Raw genomic sequence first — 20,547 nt, forward strand, 5'->3', positions numbered from 1 at the left:
GGGTTTTTTATATTTTTGGCCTCCATGAAAACAAATAGCATCAAAGACATCCTAAAAGTAGTAGCTGCCAAAGCGGCATTGGCGACTATTGATCATATAGGCACAGGCGAGAAAGAAGCAGGAGATCAGGCAGCTGTCGATGCTATGAGAAAGGCTTTTGATTCAGCAGAAATAGATGCCGTCGTTCGAGTGGGAGAAGGAGAAAAAGATGAAGCACCGATGCTTTATGTTGGAGAGACTTTGGGTACTGGCAAAGGTGAATCAGTGGATATCGCTGTAGATCCGGTTGAAGGTACTCGCTTGATGGCTGAAGGCCTGCCTAATGCTATCACAGTAATTGCTGCTACCAAAAGAGGGAGGTTTTGGGACTCGGGATCGGCCTATTATATGGACAAATTGGTAGTGGGGAAGGAGGCCAAGGGCGCCATTGATATCAACAAAACGGCCATGGAAAATCTGCATGCTGTGGCTGATAAATTAGGGAAGTCAATTTCTGATTTAGGGGTTTATATCCTGGATAAGCCAAGGCATCATGATGTGATTCAAGAAATGAAGTCTAATGGGGTTAAGGTATTTGCTCACAAGGAAGGCGACGTGATTGGCTCCATTTTAGCCTTGATCCCGGATAGCGAAATCGATGTCCTGATGGGGATAGGTGGAGCTCCAGAAGCGGTGATCACTGCCGCAGCGGTTCGGGTGCTTGGCGGTGATATGCAAGGCAAACTCGCTCCTCAGAAAGCTGAAGAAGAAATCAATCTGCAAAATGACGGCATAGATCTCGACAGAGTTTATGGTTTGGACGATTTGGTCCTCAGCGACTGGGCTGTATTTGCCGCAGCGGGTGTTACCTCAGGCCCATTGCTTACTGGGGTTACCAGAGATGCAACAGGACAGTTGAATACAGAATGCATCACCATTGGACCTGAGTGTGGAGTGATTGAAAAGAGTACTTACGCTGGCTGACGTCCATTTTTTCTTTTTGGTGCTTCTGACAGTTGACCTTTTTCAGATAGCGCTACGGCAATGAATCGTAAGCTTGGTATTTCTTCGAATACAATGATCATCATTACAGTGATGGGTACACTGAGTATCATGCCCATTATCCCCCAAATACCACCCCAGATAGTCAATGATAAAACCACGACCAGGGAGCTAAGGTTCAAGGAAGTTCCCATCAATTTAGGTTCTACGACATTACCAATGATGATCTGAACCGCTCCTACAGATAACATGATATAGACAAAAGGGGCCAATTCAGCCATTTGTAAAATCGCAAAAAGAGCCGGAAAAACTGTGGCGATCAATGAGCCAATCGTTGGGATAAAATTCAATACAAAAATCAACAAGGACCAGAAGAGTGCAGCCTCAACCCCAAATATAATCAAGGCCACATAACTCAAGGCGGCAGTCATGAAACTGACCAATGTTTTGAGCCTAAGATACCTGCCAATATTTTGATCCATTTTGTAGAACAAATCTTGTTTCTTTTCCTGTTCGCTTTCGTCAGGATAAAAAGCCTTCAGTTTTAGAGGGAAAATGGTTTCTTCAATCAATAAGAAGATGACATAGATCAAGATCAAAAAGGCATCTCCAAAAAGAGTAGTAGTAGCATCAATCATCGATGCTATAAATGCATCTGCGTTGAAATCATTCGTGTATTGATTGACCTTACTCGCTACATCCATTTCCATCACATCATTGAGCTGCAGCAGAACGACTTGAAAATTTTTCTCATAGTCGTCTATGTTTTCGTAGAGGATGGAGGAGTTGTAGTAAACCAATTCTCCTATCCCGGCTATCACAGCCGTGATGATAAAGAAGGCAATGAGACTTTGTACCCAGATAGGCACATTCTCTCTCACCCATGGTATCCACTGGAGATTTTCTCTAAGTTCGTGAATGATAAACCAAAGGATCAATGCCACTACAAAGGGAACGACATATTCTTCGGTATAGACTAGTATGGTTACAAGCGCAATAAGGGATACTAGGATGTAGGTGAATTTGGCCAGGTCATAATTAGGTTTTTCGGTCTTCTCGTTCATCGGTCATTATTCGTCTTTGTCAACACCTTCAATTAAAGGCAAAAGATAATCATAGATTTTAATATGTTGAGCATTTGACATAGGCATTATCATTTCGGGTGTGACATACTTAATTCCTTTTTTTGTCTTGAGATGTCCATCGTTTACTTTTGCGGTTGCGTAGAAGGGGTAAAACCCAGGAATTAGATTTTTTATGGAGCATGTGATTGATACCCCCAAAACAAGAAAGGAATACATGGATGAGATTCTTCGACTAAAGAAGGAGAAAAATGCAGTATTGCTTGCTCATTATTATCAAGAGGCGGATATACAGGATTTAGCAGATTATGTAGGAGATAGTTTAGGACTATCGAGAAAAGCCGCAGAAACGGATGCAGATATCATCGTGTTCGCTGGTGTGCACTTCATGGCCGAAACTGCGAAGATTATCAACCCTGAGAAGAAAGTGATTCTTCCGGATTTGAATGCGGGTTGTTCTTTGGCTGATTCAGCACAACCGGGCCCTTTTAAGGAATTTGTTGATGCACACCCCGATCATATCGTGGTGACTTATATCAACTGCTCTGCAGAGATCAAGGCGATGAGTGATATCATTTGCACTTCATCTAATGCGGTAGATATTATCAATTCAATTCCGAAGGATCAGAAAATCATTTGTGCTCCTGATAGAAATCTGGGAGAATATCTAATTCACCAGACTGGTAGAGATATGGTGCTTTGGGATGGAGCCTGCATGGTGCATGAGGCTTTTGCTATGGACAAGATTTTGGATCTGCATAAGGAAAACCCAAAAGCCAAATTCATTGCTCACCCAGAGTCAACACAGAATATTTTAAGGATTTCGTCTTTTGTTGGATCAACCGAAAAGCTGCTCAATTTTGTTCAGGAAGATGATTCCGAGGAATTTATCGTGGCGACAGAGGCAGGTATTCTACATGAGATGCAAAAGCGTGTACCGCATAAGAAATTGATTCCAGCTCCAGCCAAGGAGGACAACACCTGTTCATGTAGCGAGTGTCACTATATGAAAATGAATACCCTTCAAAAACTATATAACTGTCTCAGAGACGAAAGCCCTTCGGTAGATGTACCAGTGGAAATTCGAAAAAAGGCATTGATTCCATTAGAGCGTATGCTCGAATTGTCTAAATAACCATATATGCCTACCTACGATTTTTTGGTCATCGGCTCTGGGATTGCCGGTTTAAGCTACGCTTTGAAAGTGGCAAAGAAATGCCCGGATAAGAAACTGGCGATAGTCACCAAGTCTTATGAGAATGAGTCCAATACCAAGTATGCCCAGGGCGGCATGGCTGTGGTGATGGACAAAGTCAAAGACTCCTACGATCAGCATATCAAAGACACACTGATAGCTGGAGATGGCCTATGTGATGAGGAAGTCGTAGAATTTGTGGTCAAAGAAGCGCCGGATCGTTTGAAGGAATTGATTGCTTGGGGAACCCGTTTCGATAAGGGGAAGCATGGAAAATATGATCTGGGCAAAGAAGGAGGACACTCTGCCCACAGGATATTGCATCACAAGGATATTACGGGTTTTGAGATCCAAAGAGCCCTATTGGAGAAGGTTCATGCATGCAAAAATGTATCATTGTTTCCTCATCATTTTGCCGTTGACCTGATCACCGAACATCATTTGCCGATAGAGATTAAGGACAAGTCTCGTACATGCTTTGGGGCTTATGTATTGAATGAGAAAACCAGAAAAATTGAAACTTTCCTCTCTAAAATCACTCTAATCGCAAGTGGTGGGATAGGTCATGTTTATCAAAACACCACCAATCCAAAGGTCGCTACTGGAGACGGAATTGCCATGGCATATAGAGCGAAGGCTTTTGTGAAGCATATGGAGTTCGTCCAGTTTCATCCTACTGCCTTGTATGAATCGGACAGAAAAGGGCAGACATTTTTGATCTCTGAAGCAGTAAGAGGTTTTGGGGCGATATTAAGAGATGAGCATGGGGAGCCTTTCATGCACAAATATGACGAAAGGGAAAGCCTGGCCTCAAGAGACATTGTTTCGAGGGCGATAGATGCAGAGATGAAACGTAGTGGAGGAGAGTATATGTACCTCGATTGTCGTCATTTGGACCTTGATAGGTTTGAGAAGCACTTCCCCAATATCTCTAGCAAGTGTAGATCCATTGGGATTGACATAGAGCATGATATGATACCGGTGGTCCCAGCCGCTCATTATTTGTGTGGAGGGATTGATGTGGATCGTTTTGGTCAGTCGAAGGTGGAGAATTTGTTTGTGGCAGGTGAGGCAGCTTGTACAGGTCTACATGGAGCCAATCGTCTGGCGTCAAACTCCCTTTTAGAAGCCATTGTTTTTGCCCATCGAAGTTTCGAGAAAACGACTGAATTGATCGATCAGGTATCAGAGTTGCCCAATCCACCGGATTGGAACGAAGAAGGTACAACTCAACCTAAAGAGCTCATCCTAATCACGCATAATAGAAAGGAAGTCCAGGCCATCATGTCGAACTATGTTGGAATCATTCGGTCAGCTGAACGTCTGGACCGTGCTAAAAAGAGATTGAGGTTGATCTACGAAGAAACAGAAGAGCTTTATCGAAGAACTAAAATTTCTCCACAGCTATCAGAATTGCGCAATTTGATTACGATTGCCTATTTGATTATACAACAGTCCCTCAAAAGAGATGAAAATAAAGGGGGATTCTACAGGACGGATTAAAATTAGGACTGATGATTGGGGTTGTTGAGATGCTTGTGATAGCGTATGTAGCAGATCGCAAACGTCAATAATGACCAAATTAATAAAATCAAGTATTCCATAGCTTTAACATTTAATAGTTGCAAAAAAGCAGCGGGTTGAAGCACTGCCTGTTTGCAAAAGTAACGAATTGTGGAGGTTAAAATTATCACCCTCAGTCAATTAGCCTAAATAAAAGTTGGAAAGGATTGAATTCTGACTGATATTAAGGTTGGGATAATTATCTAATCGGGCATGGGTGTATCTAAAATGACTTACAAGGATGTCGAAATAATCACGACTGATTTATCAGGTCTGACAATCGATGAAGGAAATAAGGTTTTGAATGAAGCGGTGGCAGTCATTAGTAAATACCCCGAAAAATCTGTTTTGTCCCTAATCAATGTAGAGGGCATCAAGATCAATTCGGCCTTTCTTGATGAGATCAAGGAGGTGGGAAAGAAGAATGGCCCTTATGTAAAAGGAACGGCGGTAGTTGGCCTCACATCCATGACAAAGTTGATGGCAAGAGCCATCATTAAATTTACAGGTCGTAAAGCGGCGCTTTTTGATGACGAGGAGTCAGCCTTGGCTTGGTTGTACCAGGTTCATTTAGGCGAAAAATAGTGGACCAAAAATGTAACAACAGGCCTCAACCCTCAAGCATCTCGAAATAAAACGGGAAAATATTGTACATTAGTTGATTAATATCAATGATACCGCCAGATTGGATGTAAAGATGTACGAAATCAAAGCCCATATCGAAAAGAACTTATTAACCCTGCGACTTGTAGGTTTTATGACAGATGAGGAGTTGGAGGACGGTTCTAATCTGACTATAAGTGAGGCCAAGAAGCTGAAAAAGGGCTTTGTGATAATCAATGACATTAGCAAAATGAAGCCAGCCTCACCCCAAGGCACAGAGTATATTAAAAAGGCTCAAAAATTTGTGATTCAAAACGGAGCTTCAAAAATCATTCGGGTTACGGAAAACCCCGTGGCTAAAATGCAATTCGAAAGAACCGAGTCTTCAGCGGGTTATGAGGCAATTGAAGTTAAGACCTTTGACGAGGCTATGGCTCTAATTTGATCCTTAATGGATTCTCGAATTCAAGTAAGTTTCCATGTTTTCTCTGCTGATGATTTCCAGAGGGAATAGTTCGTTTTCTGGTAGTTCCTTTTGAAACAGTAGGTGATTGGACAAATGACCAATGCCAGTCAAAGTCATGCGTTTTGGATTTTGATTAATGAGAAAATTGATGACTCCTCTCTTTAAATAGCTCAGATTCTTTTCCAAAAGGTCATAGCCTATCAAACGAATGTCCGACCTTCCCATGTTTTCTAGTATGGAAGCAACTTCATGCAGTGCGGATGAGGTAGAGACAAATATGCCTCCAAGGTTTTCATCAATCAGAATTTGCTCTATCTGTTCCCTGATCAGTGCCGGATCCATTTTCTTGATATCATGGCTGCTGATTTCATATTTAGGCTCAAGAATGTCTCTTAAGCCTTGTTCTTTGGCCTTCAGGTGCATGGAGTTTTCAATGTTTTCCTGAATATGTAGAATGGCTACATGAGACTTGTCGGTGCCTCCTATGGAAATCAGTTCGCCTGCTAGCCTTCCCGATTGATACAAATCCTGACCAATAAAGGAAATAGGCGAAAGCTCTTTTATAAAAGTATTACAAAGTACGTAGGGGATATTGTCCTGGTTTTGTTGGCTAAAGAACTCCAGCGTTTCCTTATGGAAAATGGGAGCGCATACCAGGCCATCTGGGGTTTGAGAAAGGGCATTTTCTGCCGCTTCTCGAAAGGATGAACTGTCAAAAAGGTCAAAAAAATGATTGTCGATCTGGAGATTGTATTGAGACCAATCTTCCAAGCTCTGAGTGATACCTGTGAAGGCAAGTGCCCAATATTCGTCCTGTTCTGGATTGGGCATAATCACTGCGATTTTTATGCCTTTTTTGGAGCCTAATGTGCGCGCTAGTAGGTTAGGTTTGTAACCAGTTTCTGACAGCACCTTTTCTATTTTCTCCTTTACCTCCTCAGATACTTTTCCTCTTTTGTGAATGACCCGATCCACGGTGCCTACAGATACGCCAGCCAGTTTGGCTATGTCCTTAATCCTGATGTTGTTATTGTCAGTCATTGATTCCTTAATAGTAGGATCGTCAAAAATAGGGAATTGAAACATATCAGGAACAAAAAATCGCTTGATTGCTTAATTCTGCTGTTAAACAGCAAAGATTATGTTATGAGCCTGTATTTAGTGTGTGCGCACACAATATGTGTGTGTGTGCACACAAAAAGTTTAAAAATCATTTTGTTTTAGAAATAGCATTTCCTACCTTGATCATGTAATTACAAAAATGTGCATTGTACTAAGGCCTTTTGAGATTGGCAGGTTATCTAATCTTTAGATCAAAAAGGCAAAAATGGAGGTGGCAAAATCTCTTAACAGATGAGCTATGTCCGAATTTTATTTCAATTCCAAACACACTAATTATTAATCTATGTCGAAAATTTACAAGCGTAGGTAGGCTTATTATATGGATGAAACTCTAAAGTTTCATAGGCAAACAATTAGCAACCTACAATCTGGAATTTCTTATTGCGACACATTAAACGCAATAAAGAGGTATGGTCTGTTGTTAGTACTGGTTTTTTTGGCTGGTCAACTTCAGGCTCAAGTGAATATCAGTGGACAAGTAGTAGATGATTCAGATGGATCCCCACTACCTGGTGTTACTATTTTGATCAAGGGGAAGAATGGTGGCAATATAACTGATATTGATGGAAAATTTAAGATAAATGCTGAAGCAGGCGATGTTTTGACATTTTCTTTCATTGGCTACTTGTCTCAGGATGTAGCTGTTGGTAGTCAAAGTGAACTGACAATATCGTTGGTTCAGGACACGCAGCAGTTAGATGAAGTAGTAGTAACCGCACTAGGTATCGAGCGTGAAACGAAGTCTCTTGGCTATGCAGTCAGTGAGGTTAAAGGAGACAATCTGTCTACGGCCAAGGAGATCAACGTTGTGTATTCGCTTTCTGGAAAAGTGGCTGGTGTAGATGTAAATCTATCAGCAGCTGGTCCTAGTGGATCATCTACCGTGACTATTCGTGGTAAATCTCAGCTGGACGGGTCAAACGAGCCGTTGTATGTGATAGATGGTGTACCGATGGACAACAGGGCCCAGAGTGATGGCGCTGGCATGTGGGGAGGATATGATTTGGGTGATGGTATTTCCAGTTTGAACTCCGACGATATAGAGTCAGTATCAGTACTAAAAGGGCCGTCGGCAGCAGCGCTTTATGGATCGAGAGCTTCGAACGGGGTAATCTTAATAACGACCAAAAAAGGAAGCAGCAGAAATGGATTAGGGGTTGAGTTTACCAGTAATGCGACCTTTGAGAATGTGCTTTCCAGATTTGACGATTATCAAACCGTCTATGGACAAGGGCGTGATGGCCAGATTCCTACGGAAGAGGATGCGGGAAATACGACTCAGTCTGCATGGGGAGCCAAATTGGATCCTGATTTGACTATTCCAATCTATAATGGCCAAATGAAACCCTATGGCGTGGTAGACAATAACATCCTAAGTTTTTTCCAGACAGGATCGACCTTTACCAATACCATTGCGCTGACAGGCGGCAATGAGACAGCGACTTTGCGAGCTTCGGTTTCTGATATGAGAAATAAAGATATTGTCCCAGGTGCAGAAATGATGAGGAATACTTTTCTGCTAAACGGGTCGCTCAAATTGGGCAAGAATCTGACTGTGAACAGCAAGGTCAATTATATTCGTGAATCGGCCAACAACCGACCCGCCTTGTCGGATAATCCAAACAACGTTGGGCTGGCATTACTTGGATTGGCACCTAGCTTTGATCAGAAGTGGTTGTCTGATAGCTACAAGGATGAAGAAGGAAACTATATAGATTGGAATGGGGGAAATATCTACCGAATCAATCCATACTGGTCTATGAACGAAATGCAAAACAAGTCCTCAAGAGATAGGGTCATCGGCTATCTGCAACTGGACTATAGATTTACAGATTGGTTGAGCCTCAACCTTAGAGGAGGGACTGACTTTTATCAATCCAGATTTACCAACTTTTATCCAATAAGTACACCCGTGTGGGACACAGGAGCACTTGAGGAGATCAGTCGAACCAACCGAGAAGATAATTATCAGGCGATGTTTGAAATCAGCAAGGATTTTAACCAATTCTCCTTTTCTTCTTATCTGGGAGGAAACATCATGACCTTCAATGCGGAGACTTTTTCTGCCGCTGGTAACGGTATCATTTTGGAATGATGTAGAAACCATTCAGAATTTTCTCAATGTCAATAATGAATATAGCAATATCCGCAAGCAAATCAATTCTGTATTCGGGTCCGTACAGCTGGGTTATAAAGACACCTATTTTGTAGATGCTACTCTCAGAAATGATTGGTCTTCTGCGCTGGCGGAAGATTACAATTCTTACTTGTATCCATCAGTATCTGGAAGTTTTGTGTTCTCTAATCTATTGGAATCGGCGAACTTCCTTTCTTTCGGTAAGCTGCGGGCTTCATATGCAGAGGTAGGTGGGGATACAGGTCCATATCGATTGAGTCAAAATTATGGAGTCAAAGACTTTTCTCTCTTAGGTAAACCACTGGGTGAAATCTCAGGTGCTACACTAAACAAAAGAGATCTGAAGCCGACTAGAACCTACTCTTATAAGTTGGGTACGGATATCAGACTGTTTGAAGATCGATTGAGGCTGGATGTAGCCTACTATCATCAGCTGACTAGAAATCAAATATTGAGTTTGAATATCCCGTCTACTAGTGGTTATGATATGGCGGTCATCAATGCAGGTGAAATCCTGAATGAAGGTTTCGAGGTGCAGTTGGGAGCAACGCCAGTAACACTGGGTGATTTTAGTTGGGATGTGACGGTCAATTTCGCCAGAAATATCAACTCCGTACCAAAACTTCATGAAGAAGTGGACACTTACATATTGGCCAATGCCAGATGGGCAGGTGCCGCGATCGTAGTGAAAGAAGGAGGTAAATATGGTGATATCGTAGGCAAGAAATGGCTCAGAGATGACGAAGGAAAAATTGTGCACAATGCTGCTGGACTTCCTATGACGGATGATGCCGCAGGTCAGCAAATTTTGGGTAATGGTCAATATGATTTTACTGCTGGTTTGATCAATTCATTTAGTTATAAAGGCTTTTCTCTTCGTGCTTTGATAGATTGGAAATCAGGTGCAGATCTATACTCAATGAGTAGTGGTATTGGACATGCGCAGGGTACTGCCGAAGCAACTCTCGAAGGAAGAGACGCCTGGTATGATTCTGAAGAGGCTCGTCTGGCTGCTGGAATAGAAAATATAGCAGACTGGACACCTACAGGAGGGTACATCGGAGAAGGAGTGAAAAATATCGGTACAGCAGATGCGCCTGAATATGTGACTAACGATATTCCTACCAATCCACAAAACTACTGGGGCAGCCTATATACGCGGTCTCCAGAGTTTTTCATCTATGATGCATCTTATGTCAAGTTGAGGGAATTGGTCTTTAGTTACAATCTACCAAAGAAATTTTTGGGAAATATTTTCACAGGGGCTTCTGTGTCTTTTGTAGGAAGAAACCTTTGGTTGATATATAGCAATGTGCCTAATGTCGATCCTGAATCTGGATACAACAATGGCAATGGACAAGGTTTCGAATATGGTTCGATTCCATCTCGAAGAAGCTATGGTTTCAATCTAAACCTGAAGTTTTAATCACCTAAAAAAGAATCAGATGAAGACTTTAATAAAGAACAAAATAATAATAGCTCTTGTGGCGACCATGACACTTGGTGCATGTTCACACTTCGAAGAGTTGAATCAGGATCCTACGACTTCAACCAACATGGATCCCAACCTGATGCTACCTACCATTCAGATGCAGGTATCTGGCGAACGCTACGAAACCTGGAGAAATAGTTTCATCTATAGTTCGGACTGGATGCAGCTTTGGACTGGAGAGTATGCTACTGTAGAGATAGGTGGCAAAGGGCAGAAGAACAATGATTACATGAGCGCCATCTGGGACAGGCAGTACTCTCGTGAGATTCGAAATGTAGTAGACATGATCGAAAGGACTGCAGAAGATCCTGAGGCACAGAGTATCAATGCAGTGGCTCGAATCATGAAGGCAATGATCTTTTCGAGACTTACAGATTTGTATGGAGACATTCCTTATTTCGATGCGGGAAAGGGTTATTTCAGTGGGGTGCTAAAGCCAACCTATGATACCCAGGAGGCGATTTATCAGGATCTATTTGATCAGCTAGAATTAGCAGCAGATGCTTTGGACCCAGCAGCAGATGCTGTGACTCAGGACTTTTACTTCGAAGGCAATATCGATCAATGGAGAAAGTTTGCTAATTCGCTTCGTTTGCGCCTGGCTATGAGATTGGTCAAGGTGGATCCTGCTATGGCTCAGCAAGAAGCAGAAGCAGCTATAGCTGCGGGTGTCATGGAAAGCAATGCGGATATTCCCATCATGTACCACAACGATGCTCCATTCGGTGGAGGAGGTCAAGGGGGAAATGGCACTTCCTATACTTTGATGTCCTCTTCGGCTCGCGAAAGTTCCTTCAGAATGTGCAGAACACTAGCTGAATATCTGGAGAGTACAGGCGACCCAAGAATACAGCTAATGGCAGGTAGCTACCTGGATGATGGAACCTATGCGGGTAGGACGGATATTAGTGATCAGGTTTTCGCTGAAATTGGAAACTACAGTGACCTCTCGGTTTTGCCAAGCAACTTTGTTTGGCAGGCAGCTGGTGCGCCCATCGAAGTGGATGTGGACGGAGTAGCGACGGAAGTATCTGGAGCCTTGCAGCTTTTGCAGCCCGCCAGAGAAATATCAAGAATCGATGCACCTTTCATCGTTATGAGTTATGCAGAGGTTGAGCTTTGGATGGCAGAGGCGGCATTTAGAGGCTGGGCTGCTGGCGGAACAGCTGCGGAGCATTTTGCAGCAGCTTTGGCTGCTGGCGTAGCACAGTACAGCGAATATGAAATCGAATTGCCTGATCAAGCGACTATTGATGCTTTTGTAGCAGCTAATCCATTGACAGTTGGAACAGAATTAGAGCAAATCAACACGCAACTTTGGGTCAATTTTGCTTTCAATCCAATAGAGGCTTATTCTAACTGGAGACGCTCAGGCTTTCCAGCTATTACTTACCCTAATGTAGATCCAGGAGTCAACCAATCCAATGGAGAGATCCCAAGAAGGATGCAGTACCCTGTCAACGAATATCTACTGAACGAGGAAAACCTGTCAGCAGCAGCGGCTCGCATGAGTGGCGGTGACGACTGGACTTCTCGCATATGGTGGGATGTCGAATAGGTGATGGTTTTATCCAAAATGAACAAATATGAACTTATATAGATCAATAATAAAAATAACGCTGGGGTTGGCCTTCATGGCTGTATTCTTGTCCTGTGAGGAGGAAGTGCAGAATCCCGGTTTTGAATCAGATGATATTCCCAGAATATTTGGTTGGGAGCAGATTTATGGTGTGGACATTGAGGATTCTCTCTACATCAACGTACAGGTGTCACCAAGCGATGGTGTGACCTATAGTTGGCAATTGGATGGAGAGGAAATCTCAACCGATCCTAACCTCAAGTACAAATTTGAGGATCCATCCACCTACGAGGTTCACCTGGCCATCATGAGAAATGGTGTGCCGAATACGCGAACCGCTACGGTAGAGGTGAACAAGCCATTTGTTCCTAAAGAGTATAACAAGAAGATGGTGGGATTCCTGACAAGTGCAGGTTCTCTGGCGGATGTTGACTTTAGTAATTTGACGCACCTGGTGATTTCATATGCTATAGTAGACGAAGTAGCCTATCCGGAAACCATTGTGGATACCACATTTGCTAAAGATATGAATGTGCCACAGATCGTGCAGTCTGCACATAATGCTGGGGTATATGTCATGCTAGATGTCACAGATAATATGGCGGCCATCAACGGAGGAGGACTCTATGGAGATTTGACTTTCTATGAGGCCATTTCAGATGCGGACAAACGTGCCAAAGTGATCAGCACCGTTGTGAAATTTGCAGTGGATAACCAATTGGATGGGATCAATTTCTATCTGAATAACACCTGGGGAGGACCGGGCTCATTGGATCCGGATATACTAAGTGCATTCTTTTCCGAAGTGCCTGATTACTTGCCAGCGGGTCCGGGCCCTGATGGAGAGTTTTTCTATACGGCTTCTGTGCCGGGTGGCTGGACCACATCGGTTCTGAGTCCATTGGCAGCTGTAGAACGCATCGATTGGGTCAATATTCAGCCTTATAGATATGAGAATTTGTCTCCGACCTCTCATTCACCAGGATGGGCGTTTGGCGACTTGGCGGCTACCTGGATAGGTTTGGGTATGCCTGCAGAAAAGATCGTAGGAGGTTTCCCGGCATTTGGATTGAAATACGATATGCCAACAGACGGAACGGCTGTTACCTGGGGCAATCTATGGATGTACGCGACTTATCACAGTTTCAAGGAGATATTAACCATGGACGCAGAGGCACATACCAAGAGTATGCTAGATGTAGATGATGGCCTCTACTATGACGGACACGCTACCATCCAGGAAAAAGCCAATGTGGTTCTGGACCAAGGTTTCGGAGGTATGATGATGTGGAGCATCGAAAGCGATACCAAAGACCAGGAAAAATCTTTACTGAATGCAGCATATGATGCACTTGGTAATAACTAGAGTTGATTTAATCTTTAGACTGATCCCAACAGGGGTCAGTCTTTTTATTACGAAGGCTATGAATAAGAAAATGCTGGTGCTATGGATATTGATTCTAATATCTACTGGTACGACATGGTGTCAAAGTCCGTCAAGAGTGGTTGGATATTTGCCCTCCTGGGAAAATTTCAGTCAAGCGATAGAAAGCACAGATTTTGATCACTACTCTCATATTATGGTAGCATTTGCCAATCCAGATATGCAAGGAGATTTTAGTATCAACGCTACCAATGATGCAGAGATTTCTAAATTAATCACTGAAGCGCACAAGGCAGGTTGTAGGGTGTTGATGTCCATTGGAGGTGGTTCTACTACAATCAACGAGGCTTGGGAAGAAAATCTGAAGGCGGATAAACGAAATGTGTTAATCAACAATTTGGTTGAATTCATGTCCTTGAAAGGCTTTGATGGGGTCGATGTGGATCTCGAAGGGGATTTGGTTTTGAGTGAGTACTACGACGAATTTGTGAGAGAATTAGATGAAAAGTTACCAGAAAGCAAATTGTTGACTGCTGCCATGGCAACCTGGAGCGCAACGGGTTTAAAACCCGAAACTTTGGATAGATATGATTTCATTGCGGTGATGTCCTACGACCAAACGGGTCCATGGAATGCCAGTATCCCAGGCCAGCACTCTTCTTATGAAAAGGCTGAAAATGATCTTGACTATTGGATTAATACCAAAGGTGTAGACCGTGATCGAGTGGTACTGGGACTTCCTTTTTATGGATACAATTTCGTCAGCACTACCAATGTTTATTCCATGGGGTACAAAGAGATTGTTTCGCAATATGAAGGCGCTGAAGAGAGCGATCAGATTGAGAATATCTACTACAATGGTCAGAAGACGATTAAAGCCAAGTCTGAATTAGCCCTGGAAAAGGCAGGTGGTGTTATGATCTGGCAGATCCTACAAGATGTGGACTATAGCGACGACCGATCATTGCTCAAAACGATTCATAGTGTCATCTCACCGGTTCATGAAGTGATTCTTAGCTCATTGTCTGTAGAAGCAGATAGTATCTACCCCAACCCTTGTAGTAAATACCTCATTCTTCCCGAAGTAGAAGAGGGTGATAGCATTAAAGTACTAAGCCCCGATGGGCAGCTGGTTGCCACATACCCGGTCGAAAGTGGAAAGAAAATAAAAATAGAAGGCTTGCCTGCCGGTTGGTACTACCTGATTTGGGAATCCGATGGGAAGAAGGTAGGCAAACGATTTTTGAAGAAATGACGGAAGATACTTCGAAAAGAATGGAATGTATTTTAGAGAAGAATTCTATCCATACAGCGATTAGAGTTTTCGTTTTGTCAGAAATGCATCATCTTTTCTGTCAATAGACCAGCCTTATGTTTTGATGGATATAATGTATATTTCATATATAGTAAGCAAATGAGGAGAAATGACTAAAAAAGCTAGGTTTTTGGCGCTAGACGTATTTAGAGGCGCCACCGTATTTTTGATGATAGTGGTCAACAGCCCAGGAGAATGGGGCGTTCAGTATGGCCCTTTGCTTCATGCCCCATGGCATGGATTTACATTGACTGATTTGGTTTTTCCTTCCTTTCTCTTTGCCGTGGGCAACGCCATGGCTTTTGTGATGGGAAGATTTGCAGAGCAACCTGCATCGGTATTTTGGAAGAAGGTACTCAAGCGTAGCTTTCTGATCTTTCTGATTGGCTTCTTGCTTTCTTGGTTTCCGTTTTATGATTTTCGAGCTGGAGAATTCCAGTCTCTGGCAACTACCAGAATACCGGGAGTGCTACAGAGAATTGCCTTGTGCTACTTGATAGGAGCAGTGTTGATTCACTATGCCTCACGCAAGATGGTCATAGTTGTGAGTGGTGTTTTATTAATCGGCTACTGGGCCATTGTCTATTTCTTGGGAGGTAGTGATCCCTATTCTCTAGCCGGATTTGTCGGCAATGATCTTGATTTGTGGCTTTTCGGAGAGGCGCATCTTTATCATGGCGAAGGGGTAGCTTTCGATCCGGAAGGATTGCTGAGTACGATACCTGCTGTGGTGAATGTGATATTAGGCTATTTCACCGGAGCATTGCTGATCAAAGTGGGTAACAATTACGAATCCATTGCGAAGTTGATGATTGCAGGAGCCATTCTGGTACTAGCTGGGCTATGGTGGGACTTGTTTTTCCCTCTGAATAAAAAAATATGGACCAGCTCATTTGTCCTCCTAACCTCGGGCATTGATATGATGGTTCTGGCTTTGCTGGTCTTCATTCTGGAAATCAGAAATTATAAAGGATGGACTTACTTTTTTGAGGTTTTTGGACGCAATCCATTAATCATCTACGCCCTATCAGGTGTTTTAATCACGATTTTTTATTTGGTACCTGTAGGGGATGGCAGCTTGTTGTCTCAGGTATATTCCTTTTTCAAATTGTTTGTTTCACCGGCGCATGCATCCTTTTTGTTTGCGATATTTTTCACCATGATCAATTGGTCTGTGGGTTATCTCATGGACAAAAATAAAATCTACATCAAGGTTTGATCCTTGAACAAAATCCAAAAACTAATTATATGAAAATGTCTAGAATTTTAATTTTTCTTTTGCTGGCAACCCTCGTATTTGCATGCTCTACAGAGGAAAACAAAAAATATGAGGGCACTATCAGTGTAATACCTGAGCCTGTAAGTTTGACACAAAATGAAGGCGTGTTGACTTTAGAAAAAGGGCTTGCCGTTTGGGCTCAATCAGGCAATGAAGATGCTGTGAAGGTAGCTGAGCAATTTGTCTCTAGAATGAACAAAGTGACAGGCTGGGATCTGAAAGTACAGGAGCTGGATACAGATCAGCTTCCGGGAGCGAATCAAGTCCTATTTACCACACTTGGCGCATCAGAGGATCAGGGAGAAGAATCTTACACGCTAGAATCTACGGCCAAGGGTGTGGTGATCCGAGCGGTAGATGGTCCCGGGATGTTTTATGGAATGCAGACTTTGATGCAATTACTTCCTACGGAGGTTTACGGTGATGAAATTGCCGAAGTGTCTTGGGATCTACCTTTAGTTAGCATTGTGGACTACCCCCGATTCGAGTGGAGAGGTTTACATCTGGACGTAGGACGTCATATGACTTCTGTGGAGTTCATCAAAGAATACATCGACAATATGGCGATGCATAAACTCAATACATTTCACTGGCACCTGACTGAGGATCAGGGATGGAGAATCGAAATCAAACAATACCCAAAGCTGACGGAGATCGGTGCTTATAGAAAGGAAAGCCTGACCATCACTCGACGAAATCAGCCTAAGGAATATGATGGCAAACGCTATGGTGGCTTTTATACGCAGGAGGAGATCAAAGAAGTAGTCGCCTATGCGGCGGATCGATACATCACGGTGATTCCTGAAATCGAACTACCCGGCCATGCGACTGCTGCGATCGCTTCCTATCCTGAATTGGGTACTTCGGGGGAGAGACCTGAAGTTGAAACAGACTGGGGGATTTTCCCTGATATATTTAATGTCAATGATGAGACTTTTGTGTTCCTGGAGAACGTGCTGTCCGAAGTGATTGAATTGTTTCCTAGTAAGTACATCCACATCGGAGGCGATGAAGCAATGAAGGTACAGTGGGAAGAATCTGAAGAGATTCAAGCGAAGATCAAAGAACTGGGACTCAAAGATGAACACGAATTGCAGAGCTACTTTATCACCAGAATAGAGAAGTTTGTGAACTCAAAGGGTAGACAAATTATCGGCTGGGATGAGATTTTGGAAGGTGGTTTGGCTCCTAATGCGGCAGTGATGTCATGGAGAGGCGAATCAGGAGGAATAGCCGCAGCTAAATCCAAGCACAAGGTAGTGATGTCTCCTTATCAGCATCTTTATTTGGATTATCATCAGGGAGATCCGGCATTTGAGCCTACTGTGATCGGTCCATTACTGACACTGGAGGATGTATATGCCTATGACCCGCTGCCTGATACACTCACTGAAGAAGAGAAAACCTACATCATGGGCGCTCAGGCCAATGTCTGGACAGAGTATATGCCTACAGAGGATCAGATGGAATACATGGTTTATCCGAGAGCCTCTGCCCTGGCGGAGTTGGTTTGGACACCTAAGTCAAACAAGGATTGGTCGCAGTTTCAGCAGAAAATCCCTACTCATCTGGATCGTCTGGAGGAGCGTGATGTCAATTATGCGAAGAGTATTTTCAACGTCAGTTTTAAGGCTGAAATGGATTCTGTTGCCGGTAATTATACGGTTAGTTTGAATAATCAAATGGGATGGGATGGCATGCGCTATACCGTAGATGGTAGTAGCCCTACTTTGGAATCTCCCTTGTATGAGTCGCCGCTGACATTGGATTCTGGCACTTTGATCAAGGCCAAATTGTTTGATGAGCGAATAGATTCACAAATGACGAGTAAGGTAATAGGCGAAGAGTAAAACGAAACTAAATGAATCAGAACCCATGCGTAATAGGTGTTGATGTTGGAGGGTCATCTATCAATCTGTCAGTTGTTCTCAATGGACAAATACAGGAAAAACTCTCAATACTAACACCAGCCAATAGACCAGAATCCGAAGTGATTGCTGCCATCATTCAGGGAATAGAATCGATCATGGAAGGGTATACCATCGAAGGAATCGGCATGGGGGTTCCGGGTCTGGTCGATGAAGAAAAAGGGATCGTCTATCAGGTGACCAATATTCCCAGCTGGCAGGAGGTACATCTGGTCGATCAGATCACCAATTATTTTGGGATAGAGACTTACATAACCAATGATGCCAATTGCTATGTCTTAGGCGAAAAATACTACGGCAAAGGACAGCAGCTAGAAAATATCGTAGGCATCACACTAGGCACTGGACTAGGAGTGGGCATGGTCATTCATAACAAGCTGCACTCTGGTGTCCTGTCTTGCGCAGGAGAATTGGCGGTGGTTCCCTATCTCAATCGCAACTATGAGCATTTCTGCAGCGGGCAATTTTTCGAAAAGGAATTTGGGGTCAAGGGTTCCGAACTTTTTGAAATGGCCAGGGCTGGTGATGTCAAAGCCATAGAGATCTATCAGCAATATGGGGGGCACCTGGGCAATCTAATTAAGCTCGTTTTGCACCTCTTATCACCTCAGGGTATATATTTTGGAGGGTCTATCCAACATGCTTTTCCTTTTTTCAAAGAATCCATGTTCAATGTGCTCAGTAGCTTTCCCTATCGTAGGGTTTTGGACAGTGTAGAGATCGCGGCTTCAGGCAAAGAGAACATGGCCTTGCTTGGTGCGGCGGCCTTGTTTATGATGCGGAAATATGATGGCCTGGCTGAGTTGAATAAGGCTTAGTAATCTGGTATTCTTTCTTGTTTTTGTTTTGGGGTCATTTCTCAGCAATAATGAAATGACTCGGGTTGCTTATATTCGAGCTTCATGAGCTTTTAACCAAACAAAACATGAAACACCAAAAGATTCGCTGGGGTATCTTGGGGCCTGGTGCGATAGCACAGCAGTTTGCACACGATTTTCAGTTCGTCACTAAAGGGGAACTGGTGGCAGTGGCCTCTCGCTCCAAAGAGCGTGGAGAGGCTTTTGCCAAAGAGTACGGCATACCAAAGGTTTATAATAGCTACGAAGCGCTCTATGCCGATCCAGAGGTAGATGCCATCTATGTAGCTACTCCACACAATTTTCATCTGGAGCAGTCTTCTGCAGCTTTAAAGGCAGGAAAGGCAGTGCTTTGTGAGAAACCTATCACGATTAATCCTGCGGAATTGGAAGAATTGTTGGTAGTAGCCAAGGATACCAACCAGTATCTGATGGAAGGGATGTGGACTTATTTTCTCCCTGCGATCCAAAAGGCCCAGCAGTGGGTAGATGAGGGACGAATCGGTACGGTGCATCATATCATTTCGGATTTTGGTTATCCTGTGCCCTTTGATGCCAATGGCAGGATGTTCAATCCTGATCTGGCTGGCGGAGCTTTGCTGGATATGGGCATCTATACATTGGCGATGAATTGGCTGTTTCTGAAGAAAGATCCAGATCAATTTCATGTGCGCATGTCACCAGCGCAGACAGGAGTGGACGAAGAGGTCACGATGCATTTCGAATATGCGGATTGTTCTTCTGTTCTCACGACTTCTTTTCGTTGCAAGCTGCCCAATTACACTCACATCATAGGCGAGAAAGGCTATATCTCGATACCAGATTTTTGGCGGGCAAAAGAATGTTCGCTCTATGAAGTGGAGGAAAGAGTCGACCACTTTGTTGACGATCGTGGAGGCTTTGGCTTCAACTTCGAGACGGAGCAGGTCTGTGAGGATTTATTGGCTGGTAGAAAGGAATCTGCCATCATGCCTCACTACTATAGCCGCAAGCTGCAAGAATGGATGGCGATGGTGGCGAAGAAGTTTTGATAGTACATTTAGATAGCCGTAAAATGAAAAGAATTGCTTTGTTGATTTTTTTAGTTTTCTGTAATTCCTTTTTCATTGTCGCTCAAGAAAAGGTGGACAATGAAATCACGGGGGTATGGAAATTAACAAAGATAAAATTAGACTCTCTAGTGTTATTTGATTCCAACAACCAGGATTTGGTAATCAATAAAAGTCTTGCAGTGCTTAGGGAGCAAAAACCAAATTTTACCGAAGAAGATAGCTTAAAATCCATTTCTAAAATCGAATCAATGTATCAATTGTTTGACTTGCTGTTACTTGAATTCAAAAAGGATGGAAGGTACAATGAGCATACTATAGATCATAAAAACGAAATAGTTTTAGAAGAAGGAACTTACACCATTGATTCGGTTAATAGTGTAATTGAAAAGGATGATCCGTACGGGGGGAAAATCAAGATGAAGTTTAAATTGAATAGAAATATTCTGGAATTAAAAACAGATTTAGGTTTTACTCATAAGATTATGGTTTATGAAAGATCACCTTAATCAAAG

17 protein-coding genes are annotated in these 20,547 nt (G+C 43.0%); 15 read left to right on the forward strand and 2 right to left on the reverse strand.

Going from position 1 to position 20,547, the window contains the following annotated elements; all coding sequences use genetic code 11:
* Nucleotides 1-24 precede the first annotated feature (24 nt).
* Nucleotides 25-963, forward strand: a complete 939-nt coding sequence (glpX, locus tag N7U62_RS18900; protein ID WP_264139649.1) for a class II fructose-bisphosphatase — start codon at nt 25-27, stop codon at nt 961-963.
* On the opposite strand, the gene N7U62_RS18905 is transcribed toward glpX, so the two are convergent.
* Nucleotides 951-2,045, reverse strand: a complete 1,095-nt coding sequence (locus N7U62_RS18905; protein WP_264139650.1) for an AI-2E family transporter — start codon at nt 2,043-2,045, stop codon at nt 951-953. The genes glpX and N7U62_RS18905 overlap by 13 nt on opposite strands.
* Nucleotides 2,046-2,238: 193 nt before the next feature.
* Between N7U62_RS18905 and nadA the strand changes: the two genes are divergently transcribed.
* From nadA to N7U62_RS18925, 4 genes are all read left to right on the forward strand, one after another.
* Nucleotides 2,239-3,198, forward strand: coding sequence for a quinolinate synthase NadA (gene nadA, locus N7U62_RS18910; protein ID WP_264139651.1), 960 nt, complete (start codon nt 2,239-2,241; stop codon nt 3,196-3,198).
* Nucleotides 3,199-3,204: 6 nt separating this feature from the next.
* On the forward strand, nt 3,205-4,761 hold the full coding sequence (gene nadB / locus N7U62_RS18915; RefSeq protein ID WP_264139652.1) for an L-aspartate oxidase: 1,557 nt from the start codon (nt 3,205-3,207) through the stop codon (nt 4,759-4,761).
* A 273-nt stretch (nt 4,762-5,034) separates the two neighbouring features.
* The gene (locus N7U62_RS18920) at nt 5,035-5,406 is read left to right on the forward strand and encodes an STAS/SEC14 domain-containing protein (RefSeq protein WP_264139653.1); all 372 of its coding nucleotides are present in this window, start codon (nt 5,035-5,037) and stop codon (nt 5,404-5,406) included.
* 73 nt (nt 5,407-5,479) lie between these two features.
* A complete protein-coding gene (locus N7U62_RS18925; RefSeq protein WP_264139654.1) occupies nt 5,480-5,869 on the forward strand; it encodes a hypothetical protein in 390 nt (129 codons plus the stop codon).
* 3 nt (nt 5,870-5,872) lie between these two features.
* Here the strand turns inward: N7U62_RS18925 and N7U62_RS18930 are convergent, their stop codons facing one another.
* Nucleotides 5,873-6,931, reverse strand: a complete 1,059-nt coding sequence (locus N7U62_RS18930; protein WP_264139655.1) for a LacI family DNA-binding transcriptional regulator — start codon at nt 6,929-6,931, stop codon at nt 5,873-5,875.
* Between the two features lie 499 nt (nt 6,932-7,430).
* Between N7U62_RS18930 and N7U62_RS18935 the strand changes: the two genes are divergently transcribed.
* The 10 genes from N7U62_RS18935 to N7U62_RS18980 all read left to right on the forward strand — a co-directional run bounded on the left by N7U62_RS18935 (nt 7,431) and on the right by N7U62_RS18980 (nt 20,541).
* The gene (locus tag N7U62_RS18935; protein ID WP_264139656.1) at nt 7,431-9,107 is read left to right on the forward strand and encodes a SusC/RagA family TonB-linked outer membrane protein; all 1,677 of its coding nucleotides are present in this window, start codon (nt 7,431-7,433) and stop codon (nt 9,105-9,107) included.
* A complete protein-coding gene (locus tag N7U62_RS18940) occupies nt 9,061-10,575 on the forward strand; it encodes a SusC/RagA family TonB-linked outer membrane protein (RefSeq protein ID WP_264139657.1) in 1,515 nt (504 codons plus the stop codon). Before N7U62_RS18935 ends, N7U62_RS18940 begins: the two co-directional genes overlap by 47 nt.
* Nucleotides 10,576-10,594: 19 nt before the next feature.
* Nucleotides 10,595-12,199 carry a SusD/RagB family nutrient-binding outer membrane lipoprotein gene (locus tag N7U62_RS18945; protein WP_264139658.1) on the forward strand — a complete coding sequence of 535 codons (1,605 nt, stop codon included), beginning with the start codon at nt 10,595-10,597 and terminating at the stop codon, nt 12,197-12,199.
* Between the two features lie 28 nt (nt 12,200-12,227).
* Nucleotides 12,228-13,586 (forward strand): glycosyl hydrolase family 18 protein, encoded by a 1,359-nt coding sequence (locus N7U62_RS18950; protein WP_264139659.1) that lies wholly within the window; start codon nt 12,228-12,230, stop codon nt 13,584-13,586.
* Between the two features lie 58 nt (nt 13,587-13,644).
* Nucleotides 13,645-14,859 (forward strand): glycosyl hydrolase family 18 protein, encoded by a 1,215-nt coding sequence (locus N7U62_RS18955; protein ID WP_264139660.1) that lies wholly within the window; start codon nt 13,645-13,647, stop codon nt 14,857-14,859.
* Nucleotides 14,860-15,028: 169 nt separating this feature from the next.
* Complete coding sequence (locus N7U62_RS18960; RefSeq protein WP_264139661.1) at nt 15,029-16,138, forward strand: acyltransferase family protein; 1,110 nt, start codon at nt 15,029-15,031, stop codon at nt 16,136-16,138.
* A gap of 35 nt (nt 16,139-16,173) precedes the next feature.
* A complete protein-coding gene (locus N7U62_RS18965; RefSeq protein WP_264139662.1) occupies nt 16,174-18,048 on the forward strand; it encodes a beta-N-acetylhexosaminidase in 1,875 nt (624 codons plus the stop codon).
* A gap of 11 nt (nt 18,049-18,059) precedes the next feature.
* Entirely contained in the window at nt 18,060-18,944 is an 885-nt protein-coding gene (locus tag N7U62_RS18970) for an ROK family protein (RefSeq protein WP_264139663.1), read from the forward strand.
* 107 nt (nt 18,945-19,051) lie between these two features.
* Entirely contained in the window at nt 19,052-20,014 is a 963-nt protein-coding gene (locus tag N7U62_RS18975; protein WP_264139664.1) for a Gfo/Idh/MocA family protein, read from the forward strand.
* Nucleotides 20,015-20,037: 23 nt separating this feature from the next.
* Nucleotides 20,038-20,541 (forward strand): hypothetical protein, encoded by a 504-nt coding sequence (locus tag N7U62_RS18980; RefSeq protein ID WP_264139665.1) that lies wholly within the window; start codon nt 20,038-20,040, stop codon nt 20,539-20,541.
* The last annotated feature ends 6 nt before the right edge of the window (nt 20,542-20,547 follow it).

Source organism: Reichenbachiella ulvae, from assembly GCF_025833875.1.
GTDB classification, from domain to species: domain Bacteria; phylum Bacteroidota; class Bacteroidia; order Cytophagales; family Cyclobacteriaceae; genus Reichenbachiella; species Reichenbachiella ulvae.